Origin of the sequence: Enterobacteriaceae endosymbiont of Donacia cinerea (assembly GCF_012569925.1) — a bacterium.
GTDB lineage: Bacteria > Pseudomonadota > Gammaproteobacteria > Enterobacterales > Enterobacteriaceae.
In genome coordinates, this window is sequence record NZ_CP046205.1 from 1 (window position 1) to 5,119 (window position 5,119).

Genomic DNA, 5,119 nt, shown 5'->3' on the forward strand with positions numbered 1-5,119 from the left:
ATGGAAAAAAAACTAATAATTTTTAAGATTATAAAAAAATTACAAAAAATACTAATAGTTGTTTTCTTTACATGTTTTTTTACATCTAATGTTAATAGTAAATTAAATAAAAAGATTAATAACTTAAATGTTTGTATTTTTAAGAAAATAAAAAAGGAATATTTTTCTTTCGTAAATAAAACAAATATAAATATAATAAAAAAAATTTTTGACAGTAATTCTATAAAAGAAATTTTAGAAAAAGAATATTCCTTTTTTAAAAATAAAGATAAAAACAGTTTTAATAAATCTTTATCTAAAGAAGAGATTTTTTGGGATAATGTAAGAAAACATTCAAATAATAATAATTATCTAGATAATTATAAATTAGATTCTTTTTCTGTTACAAAAAAGAAAACTGAAAGTAATCAAAATAACATATTTTATTACTACTCATTAACAAAAAAAAATTTTTTAAACAAAGATAATTTTACAACAAATATTAAATCAATTATTTTTGATGCATTCAATAATGAAATTAATAAAAAAGTTCAATCTGGTTTTTATAAATTATTTAGTAAACTAAAAGTAAATGGAAAAACTCGAATAAAAATAAAACTAGATGAAAATTTAAATCTTAATAATTCAGAGATTAGTTTTTTATTACCTTTAAGGGAAAGTGACGATTATATCTTTTTTTTACAAAATAGTACACATAAAACTAATAATAGAAATCAGAATAATTTTGGTTTAGGTTTGAGAAAATTTTCTTTTGATAATAATTATTTATTAGGAATAAATAGTTTTCTAGATTATGATATTTCCTTAGATAATATGAGATTAGGTTTAGGATTTGAATTTTGGAAGGAATTTATTAAATTTAATACTAATATCTACTATGGTTTAAGTAGATGGTGGCATTATACAAATAACTTGAATAAAAAAAATTTTTATAATGATATTCATGATAATGAATATTTTTCAAAACCAGCTACCGGATTTGATTTTAGAATTAAAGGGTATTTACCTAAAATACCAGAATTAGTATTTAAACTAGATTATTCTAAATATTTTGGGAATATAGGATTTAAAATGAATAATGATGGGGAAAGTTATGAAAAAATCTTTTCTGATCCTTTTTTTTCTTTTTCTATTAGTTATAATCCAATACCTTTTTTAACTTTTAGTATAGAGAGATTACAAACATTAGAAAAAGGTAATTTCCAATTTGGGATAAATCTAAACATACAATTAAACTCTTCTTTTTATAATCAAATACATACAAAAATTAATGATGTTTTTTCTTCATCTTATGATCATAGGTATGACTTTGTAGATAGAGATAATGATATTAAGTTAATATTTAGAAATAAATATATAATTAAATGGTTTTCAAAGAAAGAAATTATAGGATTTCCTAGAAGCCAACATTTTTTAAAAATGAATATCAGTCATGTTAATCCAATAAGTAATACTTATTTTAATGCTGGTCATGTTTTTACAAATGGGGGGGGATCAGTTTGGTTATATAAAAACTATAATAAAAATGATTATGTAATAAATTTACCTAGTTATGATTTTCAAAATGTTAATAATAACCATTATGTATTAAGAGTTGTTGTTACTGATATATTAGGTAATAAAGATGTATCTTTTATTAAGATAAAAGTTTTACGTCCTTTAGTAGATAAAAAATCTTCAACTTTAAATATTTTCCCTAAAAAAATATTAGTAAATTCAGAAAAGGCAAAAATTGTTTTTGAAGCTAGAGATTCTAATAATGAATTATTAACAGATTTAAAGGATGTTAGTTTTTTCGTAGAAAAATGTTTTTTATTTGACAAACATAATATACATATAAGTCATGTTACTGAAAATCCTAAAGGAACTTATTCTGCATTTATAACAAGTTCATCTTCTGGATATGCTACATTTAGAGTAAAAATTGGTGATAAAGTAAATAAAGATATTAGTGATAAAATGGAATTTGTTATCCCATCTGTAGATAACATGGTACTAAAAATAGAACCTAAAAGTCTTATTGCAAAAGTTAATGAATCAATTAAATTATTGATAACCGTTTATGATAAACATGGTAAAAGATTAAAATTTTCTGATATTGAAATAAAAAATACAATGGCAGTAGATCAACATGGGGAGGTTAGAAAAGATAGTGGTTTAATTCATATTGAAGATATTACTCATAAAAAATCTTATGATGGCAAATATTTCTTTTTAAGATCTGATGTAAATGGAGAATTAGAACTTAAAATATCTGATCCTCATGGTATTGGGGTTAAAAATTTTTTTCAAATTATTGCGAATAATTATGTTTCTAAAACGTTTAACGTTATTTTTACAGTACCTACAAGTCCTAAAATTATTTTAGCTAAAATGTATGGACACATGCCTGATTTTATACTTTTTAATGGTTTAAAATTTAGAAGACCTATTTTAAGCGCAGAACGTCTTGGAGATCAAGTAAATTATCTTCTAAATGAAGATTGGGCAAAATTTAATTGGTTTAATGCAGAAGCATTTTGTAAATCACGTAATTCCAGATTACCAACAAAAGATGAATTATTAGATTTTTATAATGCTCATCCAGGAGATGATTTAATTGGTAATTATGGATGGCCTATAGTTGAAAAATTTTTTAGTATGTTTTGGACTTCAACTCCCAAAATAAATATGTATTTCCCGGATCCATTACATTTTCATATTGATTTTGTGACAGGGAAAATAGATCAAGGTATCGTGGGTAATATTTTTCCTTTTATTTGTGTTGAGGATAATTAATATTAATATTTTATATAATAGTTTTTTATTTTTTAGTTTTAGAAAAAAAAATTTATCTTTTTTCTAAAACTAAAAAACTAGTTTGATTATTTATTTTATTTGATATATTAGTTTTTATAATTTTCAATTTATAAAATTTAGCTGAAATTTTATTTCCTATAGCTGCTAATTTTTTTGATTTATTTTTATTAATAAATTTCATTGCAAATGAAGAACTAGAACAATATTTTATTTCCCATTTTGGAAATTTATTAATAAAAATACTACATTGTTTAAATGGCTCAGGATGACTAAAAACTTTTTTTATTTTATATATATCATCTTGATGAGAGACTAAACAATGTTGAATGGGTAATATGATTTTTTTTTTTATATGTAAAAAATACTTATTATTTTTTAATAATATTAAAACTTCTTTTATTAATCCTGTATAATTATTATATATAGGGATAATAGCAAAATTAATAATTTTACTTTTTATATAAAAAAAAATTTCAGTGAAGCTTTTACAACTTATACTAATAATAGTTTTATTTATAAAACTATTATTAGTATAAGTTAATAAAGCTAAATGAGAATAACTACCTCTTGGTCCCAAAAAAGCAATACTTTTATAATATTTTTTTATAAAATTTTTTTGAATTTTTTTTTTTATAAAATTTTCAATATTATAATTAATAATTGTATTATTATTTTTATTAGAAAAAATACTATCTTTAATAATTTTTAACATTTTAAAATAAAAGAAATTAATTTTTGTTTATTTTAACATAAAAAAAAAAAGATAAAAGTTATTTTTTCATAATATGAACAATATCATTTTTATCTATCCAAAATTTCCACCCGGTGGCTAAAGATACTTCATATAATGATTTTTTTAAAATTTGTCTAAATTTCCATAATATATGTATATTACTTCCACATAATTTTTTTAAAGTTTCTACTTTATAGGGTAAAGGAGTCTTATTATGAGAACAAAAAAAGCAATGAATCCATTGTGATAATTGTTTACCTTTTAATTTCTTTCTTTCTTTTAAAGAAATTGCTGTCCACATAGAATCTATAAAAAAAGATATTATTTTTTTATTTAATAAAATAATATTTTTTTTTGTTTTATCATTTCTATACCATTCATGTAATAAATGACCTACATAAAAATAATTTTTATAATTTATTTCTATACTGCAAATAGATAATCTCATTAAAGATGATTTAAGCCATTCATAATCTTTTTTTCCTGTATTTCTGTTTATCGATTTTAAAAAAGAAAAGGTAGAAAAAATTACTTTTTCCCCTAAAGGAACTTTAGTAAATAAATATAAACATTCTAACCAAACATCCAAATCAGCTTGATCTAAACTTTCACCTGTAAAACGTATTAAAAAACTATTTAATGACGTTTTTAAAATATTTTTTTCATATTTTCTATTACCTTTTTTTATTATACCAAAAAGAGAACTACGTAGTAGAACATTTGGTATTACCCTTTTATTTTTTGAAATATTAGGAAAATTTCTTTTTATATTAAAGTTATTATTTTCCTTATTTTTTTCTTTTTTTAAAACACTACTTTTTTTAACTAACAATTTAATTCTATTAAAAAATAATTTTTTACGCATTTAAAAAATTAAAGGTTTATTTTTTTATTACCTTTTTTTAAAGTTTCAAAAAATTGAACACCTATTTTTATTTATTATAATTTATTTAGTTTATTATTTAATAAAGTTATATAAATTAATTATTATGTTTTTTTTACTTTATAATATATGAATGTTTAATTTTGTTTATTTTCTATACATAAAAAAATTCATTATTTAAATATAAATAAACAAGCAATATCTAATTAAAATTAGACTAATAATACTAATATTTTTTTTAAATGTCAAATTTTTTTTAATAAAAAACAAATGTATTATTTTTTTTTAAAAAAATAAAGCAGCCCCAACACGGGATATCAAGTAGCCAAACACGGGATATCAAGTAGCCAAACACGGGATATCAAGTAGCCAAACACGGGATATCAAGTAGCCTTATATGTATATATATAAAAAAATGTGTTTTTCTTTATAATCATTTATAATCATTTATAATCATTTATAATCATTTATAATCATTTATAATCATTTATAATGTGTTTTTCTTTATAATCATTTATAATCATTTATAATCATTTATAATCATTTATAATCATTTATAATCATTTATAAAATTTTATTAATTTAAGACTTGTAAAAATAAAAAAATGTATGTACAATATAAAAATATATGAATGAATGATATTAATATTAAAATTTAAATAAAATTTTACCAATAAAAAAAAGAAAGAAACAAATTAAATTCA

At 19.8% G+C, this 5,119-nt stretch carries 3 protein-coding genes; 1 reads left to right on the plus strand and 2 read right to left on the minus strand.

Annotation, left to right across the window (positions count from 1 at the left end; all coding sequences use genetic code 11):
- Entirely contained in the window at window positions 1-2,778 is a 2,778-nt protein-coding gene (locus GJT94_RS02270) for an inverse autotransporter beta domain-containing protein (RefSeq protein ID WP_211080457.1), read from the plus strand.
- Window positions 2,779-2,830: 52 nt separating this feature from the next.
- Here GJT94_RS02270 and GJT94_RS02255 read toward each other — a convergent pair whose 3' ends face one another.
- Both GJT94_RS02255 and trfA read right to left on the minus strand, forming a co-directional pair.
- Complete coding sequence (locus tag GJT94_RS02255; RefSeq protein ID WP_168894520.1) at window positions 2,831-3,511, minus strand: prephenate dehydratase domain-containing protein; 681 nt, start codon at window positions 3,509-3,511, stop codon at window positions 2,831-2,833.
- 58 nt (window positions 3,512-3,569) lie between these two features.
- The gene (gene trfA, locus GJT94_RS02260) at window positions 3,570-4,397 is read right to left on the minus strand and encodes a plasmid replication initiator TrfA (protein WP_168894521.1); all 828 of its coding nucleotides are present in this window, start codon (window positions 4,395-4,397) and stop codon (window positions 3,570-3,572) included.
- Window positions 4,398-5,119: the final 722 nt, after the last annotated feature.